Raw genomic sequence first — 6,290 nt, 5'->3', positions numbered from 1 at the left:
CTCTTTTTCCTCCTCTCAAGTGCTCTCCGCAAGGTTTCGTCTCCTCGCTGCCGGTCTCCCGGCTTCAGCACTTCGAAAGTCTTTCCTGTAAAGTGTTCGCCTCTTCTCCTGAAGAGTTTGCCCGCGGCCCTCGCTTCACTCTCACTCGCCCTTGCCTTGCCGGCTTCCGGTTCGTTCCGTGTCGCGTCTTTCGCGGCGCCCCGTAGTGGGGTGAGGAGAGTTTACTCTTTTTTTCTCTCACGTCAAGGTTTTTTCACTCTTTTTTTCTTCACCTCCTCCCCAAACTACCCCCACAACACACCCATAACTGCTAGCTTTGAACAATTTATACGTTTTTGATTTTTTATGCTTTTTTTGACGAAAAGTTGTTTTGCGCATGATTTAGCCCCTGATTTCATGCCGTCTCGTTCCAAGTGTTTTCCGGGCCACTTTATCCCAATTCAACTCAATGCGCTGATGATGAATAATCTGTATCAGCATACACATTTGGGTGTTCGCTTTCGTCTCGACCGGAAGCCTGCATTTGCATGTTCCGCTGCATTTGCCGGCGGCTACCATCTTCCTGCGGGTGCCGTGGGTCGTCGTAGCTCAGATATGCTATACAGGCTGCCCCCAGTAGGAAGACGGACGTTTGTATTTTATCATTCATTTTCATGCTATTCATTCCGTGAATCCATGTATTATAGGTTTCTTTTCGGGCGGCGTCCAATTAAGCCGGGACAGGTATGCATCAAGAAAAGGTTAAGTCGGGCGTTTCGATGATCATGGCTTGCCAGCCATGCGATGCACGAGCCCGGCCTCCTTATTGAAGACCGGGCTTTCTGCTCACTTTCTTATGTTCCGGAGGGGTAGTCAGAAGTTCAGGTTGATGTAGGCGCCATAGACGAATTCATTTCCCAGGTTCGCACGGCGCAAGACGGTCGCCGCCTGCGTGTAGTAGATCAGGGCGGATACGGAGAGGTTGTCCGTCAAGGCGTATGTCGCTTTCATGGAGTAGTCGATACAGTTGGCGCCATCGCCTGCGGAGAGGTTGTATCCGCTGTTGTATCCGAAGCGTACCAGAGGGGTGATCGTGAGGTTTTCGATCGGTGTCCATGTTGCCTGTATGAAGAGGTCGTAGTATCCTTCCATGACCTGATGCTCGATTTTCCATTGCGCATCGGCTCCGACCGTCAGCCAGTCGTTAAGGGCATAGCCGACCGTGAATGCCGGGTTGGCTACGTTGTAGTCGGGTGTGAAGTAGATCTGGTGTTCATACCACGGTGTGAATGTCCAGTCTCCGTTTTTGAAGGTGTAGCTCAGTACGAGGTCGAGTTCTTCATAGGATTGGGAGACGCCGCTTGCGTACCAGGCGGAGAGGGTCCAGTTTTTGTATGCGACGGAGGGAGCCACTTCCCAGATGGAGCTGCCCGGTATGCAGTCGATGCCTTCCGTGACGTATTTGCTCGTCCATCCGGTCGTCAGGGAATAGGCAGGCCCATTTTCTTCCACCGAGGTTTGAGTGATGCCCGCCGCCTGCATGGGGGGAGCGATGAGGTTTTCATTGGCCAGGGCTCCGGATGCACAGCAGGCCAGAAGCAGGGAGATGTATTTGGTGTGTTGTCGTATCATATGCAAAGGTGTGTTTGCGATGCGGACAATATACCAACCATTCCACGCACCATCCAGTTAAGGCATTCATGATAAACGTTAAGAGTTTGTTAAATCCATTTTTCGGCATGAAACAAATGCCCCTTCCCGATGGCAGCCATGCACTGCCGGGAAGGGGCGAGCGGGGAGGTTCGTTTCCTCCGAACGATTCAACGGAGCCGATCAAGCGCAACGTTCAATTTGAGGACGTTGACGCCGTCTTCACCGCAGATGCCTCCGCGGTCGATGTTTTCCGAGATCAGGGAAAGCACTTGTTCCAGCGGAAGGTTGCGTTCGCGGGCCACGCGGGGGGCCTGCAGTTTCGCCGCCGCTTCGGAGATGTGGGGGTCGAGGCCGCTGCCCGATGCAAAGAGCAGGTCGGAGGGTACCGCCGTATCTTCGGGCAAGCAGTTTTCGCGGATGACGGCCGCCTTCCGCTCCTGGACGAGATCAAGGAGAGCCCGCGATGTCGGCGAGAGGTTCGAGGCCCCTGAGGGCATCGTGGCGTAGTCTCCGGCAGAAGGCCTCGGTTTGAAGTATTTGGCGGAGGTGACGGGCTGGGCGAGTAGTTCCGAGCCGACGATTTTCCCGCCTTCATCCCGGATCAGGGATCCGTTGGCCTGATGAGGGAAGACAAGCAGGCCGATGCCCGTCATGGCGAAGGGGTAGGCGATGCCCATCAGTCCCGTCATGACGAGGACGATGCGGAGGTTGATGCATTTGATATTCATGTTGATCGATCAGGGTTGGTGTGTGTTCAGACGAGGTGAAGCGCGTTCACGAGGAGGTCGATGAGTTTGATGCCGATGAACGGTGCGATCAGGCCGCCGAATCCGTAGATGAAGATGTTTCTTCTCAACAGGGCTGCGGCAGCGGACGGCCGATATCGGACGCCGCGCAGGGCGAGCGGGATCAGGACGATGATGATGAGGGCATTGAAGATTACCGCGCTGAGGATGGCGCTTTCCGGCGAACCGAGTCCCATGATGTTCAGGGCGGAGAGCGGGCCTTCCGAGCTTCCGGCGACGATGAACAGCCCGGCAAACATCGCCGGGATGATGGCGAAGTATTTGGCGATGTCGTTCGCGAAGGAGAAGGTCGTCAGCGCACCGCGCGTGATGAGCAGCTGTTTGCCGATTTCGACGATTTCGATGAGTTTGGTCGGGTTGCTGTCGAGGTCGACCATGTTCCCGGCTTCGCGAGCTGCCTGTGTGCCCGAGTTCATCGCGACGCCTACGTCGGCCTGGGCCAGCGCGGGCGCGTCGTTGGTGCCGTCTCCCGTCATGGCGACGAGGTGGCCGGCAGCCTGTTCGGCGCGGATGCGGTCGAGTTTCATTTCCGGCGTAGCCTGGGCGAGGAAGTCGTCCACTCCGGCTTCGGCGGCGATGGAAGCTGCCGTGAGCGGGTTGTCGCCTGTGACCATCACGGTGCGGATCCCCATTTCACGCAGCTGGGCGAAGCGTTCCTTGATGCCGCCTTTCACCACGTCCTTCAGGTAGATGGTGCCGAGGATTTCGGAGCCTTCCGCCACGACGAGGGGCGTGCCTCCGAGGTTGGAGATGCGTTCCACATCGGCGCGCACTTCGGCGGGGAAGAATCCGCCCTGCTCTTTCACCCATTCCGCCACGCTGTCCGCCGCACCCTTGCGGATGGAGAGGATGCCGCCTTCCTCCTGTACGTCCACGCCGCTCATGCGGGTGATGGCCGTGAAGGGGATGAAGGTAATGTGGTGGGAGGAGACATCGCGTCCACGCAGGTTCAGCGTTTCCTTGGCGAGTACGACGATGCTGCGGCCTTCCGGCGTTTCGTCCGCCAGCGAGGAGAACTGGGCGGCATCGCCGAGCCTTTCGAGCGAGATGCCCGGAGCAGGCACGAATTCGCTGGCCATGCGGTTGCCGAGCGTAATGGTGCCCGTCTTGTCGAGCAGCAGCACGTCAATGTCCCCGGCGGCTTCGACGGCACGGCCGGACGTGGCAAGTACGTTGCGGCGTACGAGGCGGTCGATGCCGCTGATGCCGATGGCGCTCAACAGGCCGCCGATCGTGGTCGGGATGAGGCAGACCAGCAGGGAGACGAGCGCAGGGATGGAGATGTGCCCGCTGCCGCCGAATCCGAGGGAACCGGCTGCACCTTCGAGGTAGCCCGTCATCGCGGGCAGCGTGCAGATGACCACGAGGAAGACGAGAGTCAGAGCCACGAGAAGGATGCCGAGGGCGATTTCGTTCGGCGTTTTCTGGCGGCTCGCACCTTCGACCATGGAGATCATGCGGTCGAGGAACGAATCGCCCGCTTCCGAGGTGACTTGTACCACAATGCGGTCGCTGATGACTTTCGTGCCGCCGGTTACCGCGCTGCGGTCGCCGCCGCTTTCGCGGACGACGGGGGCGGATTCCCCGGTGATGGCGGATTCATCGACGCTGGCAATTCCTTCGACTACTTCGCCGTCCGCCGGAATGGTATCGCCCGCTTCGCAGACGACCCGCTGCCCTTTTTTCAGGGAATCGGCAGGCACGGACATTTCCGAACTGTCATCTTTCAACAGGCGGGCATGCACATGCGTCCGCATTTTCTTGAGGGCATCGGCCTGAGCCTTGCCCCGGCCTTCCGCCAGAGCTTCGGCGAAGTTGGCGAACAGCACGGTAAACCACAGCCACAGTGTGATCTGGAAGGTGAAGGCCACGTTTTCCCCGGCGGCGGCGTCCACGAAGAGGACGACCGTCGTCACCAGTGCACCGAGCGCCGTGACGAACATCACGGGGTTGCGCGCCAGAGTGGCGGGATTGAATTTGCGCAGGGCATCGAAAAACGCCTGCCGTAGCATATCGCCGTCGAATCCGGCTTTCCTGTCTTGTTTCTTGCTCATATTATTTTCTCGTTAAAGTTGCCACAAATTGTGTTTAGAGTACGGCACCGCCTATCATCAGCAGATGTTCCATGATCGGGCCGAGGGCCAGTACCGGGAAGAAGGTCAGCGCGCCGACGATCAGGACGATCGCCACCAGCAGCAGCATGAACGTCATATTGTCCGTCGGCATCGTACCCGGTGCGGGGGGAGCTACCTTCTTGTTCATCAGGGAACCGGCAATCACCATCACGGGAATCATCACGGCGAAACGCCCGATGAGCATGCAGAGACCGCCCAGCACGGAATAGAAGGGGGTATCTCCCACGCCAAGGCTGGCAAAAGCGCTGCCGTTATTATTCGCCTGCGAACCGAAGCAGTAGAGAATTTCACTCACGGCATGCGGGCCAGCTGCGCCCAGAGAAGCCTGCCCCACATCCGTCGCAGCAGCCAAAGCGGAGCAGATCAGCACCGCCAGACCGGAAGCCAGGACGCCGACCATCGACCAGCGGACTTCCCTGCCCTCGATTTTCTTGCCGAGGAATTCCGGCGTACGTCCGACCATCAGGCCGCACAGGAACACGGTAATGATCGCAAAGAGCAGCATCGAGTACAGGCCGCAGCCCGCACCACCGAAAATCACCTCTCCGAGAAGCATATTCGTCAGGGCCACGCCACCGGCCAGCGGAGTCAGGCTGGCGTGCATGCAGTTCACGGAACCGTTGGAGGAAGCCGTCGTCGCCACCGAATACAGCGTACTGTCCGTCAGACCGAACCTCAATTCCTTGCCTTCCAGCAGAGGCATGCCGGAATAAGCCGGGGAGCCGCTGAATTCAGACCAGAAGGAAATACCGATCATCACGATGAAAATCAGCATCATCGCACCCCATATCGTCCAGCCCTGCCGTTTGGAACCGATCATGCGGCCGTAGGCGAAGGGACAGGCACAGGCGATAAGCAGCAGGGAAAGCATCTCGAACATATTGGCCAGCGGCGTCGCATTCTCGAACGGATGCGTGCCGTTATTGCCGAAGAAGCCGCCGCCGTTCGTCCCGAGCTGCTTGATGGCAATCTGCGAAGCGGCCGGGCCGCCGGGAATCACCTGCTCCACGCCGTCGAGCCCCGTCGCCATCACAGGAGCATTCATATTCTGAATCACGCCCTGGGAAATCAGCACGAGCGTAACGATCACCGCCAGAGGAAGCAGGAAATACAGCGTACTGCGGGTCATATCCACCCAGAAATTGCCGAGGCCGGATGCCGCCCCCTTCTTCTTCAAAGCTCTGATGAATGCAGCCATCACGGAAAGCCCCGTCGCACAGCTCACAAAATTCTGCACGCACAGCCCCGCCATCTGGGTGAAATAGCTGACGCCCTGCGGCCCCTCGCCGGAATAGAACTGCCAGTTCGTATTCGTCATGAAACTCACCGCCGTATTGAAGGCGATATCCCAGCGCATATTCTCGGTGCCTGCCGGATTCAGCGGCAGCCATGCCTGGCATACCAGCAGCAGGTAGAGGACGATGAAACCCCACAGATTGAACAGCAGGGCAGCTCCGAGATACTGCTTCCAGTTCATCTCGAACGCCGGATTCACGCCGGATGCCCGGTACACCAGCCTTTCGGCGAATCCCAGGGGTTTCAGAAAACGCATATTCTCACCGGTCAGAACCTTGGAAAGCCATGTACCCAGAACGGGAGTCATGGCTGCCAGCACGCCGATGAAAATGACGATTATAATCAGATCATGTAGTGACATGCCCGCACTATACACCCGGAATCGCAGTCCGGGTAGTTAAGTAGGGAGGCCGGAGCATTA

General features: G+C 58.2%; 4 protein-coding genes. All 4 read right to left on the bottom strand.

The window, feature by feature from the left end; translation table 11 throughout:
- Window positions 1-852: 852 nt before the first annotated feature.
- Entirely contained in the window at window positions 853-1,611 is a 759-nt protein-coding gene (locus tag AC781_RS02820) for a hypothetical protein (protein ID WP_067773151.1), read from the bottom strand.
- 188 nt (window positions 1,612-1,799) lie between these two features.
- Window positions 1,800-2,360: a potassium-transporting ATPase subunit KdpC gene (gene kdpC / locus AC781_RS02815; RefSeq protein WP_067773148.1), complete on the bottom strand. Its 561-nt coding sequence runs from the start codon at window positions 2,358-2,360 to the stop codon at window positions 1,800-1,802.
- Window positions 2,361-2,386: 26 nt separating this feature from the next.
- On the bottom strand, window positions 2,387-4,492 hold the full coding sequence (kdpB, locus tag AC781_RS02810; RefSeq protein WP_083076457.1) for a potassium-transporting ATPase subunit KdpB: 2,106 nt from the start codon (window positions 4,490-4,492) through the stop codon (window positions 2,387-2,389).
- Between the two features lie 34 nt (window positions 4,493-4,526).
- Complete coding sequence (kdpA, locus tag AC781_RS02805; protein ID WP_067773145.1) at window positions 4,527-6,230, bottom strand: potassium-transporting ATPase subunit KdpA; 1,704 nt, start codon at window positions 6,228-6,230, stop codon at window positions 4,527-4,529.
- Window positions 6,231-6,290 lie beyond the last annotated feature (60 nt).

This window comes from Neoakkermansia glycaniphila, from assembly GCF_001683795.1.
Lineage (GTDB): Bacteria > Verrucomicrobiota > Verrucomicrobiia > Verrucomicrobiales > Akkermansiaceae > Akkermansia > Akkermansia glycaniphila.
The sequence above is the reverse complement of the archived record's forward strand: the minus strand, read 5'-3'. Positions and strand labels throughout refer to the sequence as shown.

Bases quoted from the DNA above. Each gene is read 5' to 3' on its own strand.
- kdpB (WP_083076457.1), bottom strand. From the start codon at position 4,492: ATGAGCAAGAAACAAGACAGGAAAGCCGGATTCGACGGCGATATGCTA.
- AC781_RS02820 (WP_067773151.1), bottom strand. From the start codon at position 1,611: ATGATACGACAACACACCAAATACATCTCCCTGCTTCTGGCCTGCTGT.
- kdpC (WP_067773148.1), bottom strand. From the start codon at position 2,360: ATGAATATCAAATGCATCAACCTCCGCATCGTCCTCGTCATGACGGGA.
- kdpA (WP_067773145.1), bottom strand. From the start codon at position 6,230: ATGTCACTACATGATCTGATTATAATCGTCATTTTCATCGGCGTGCTG.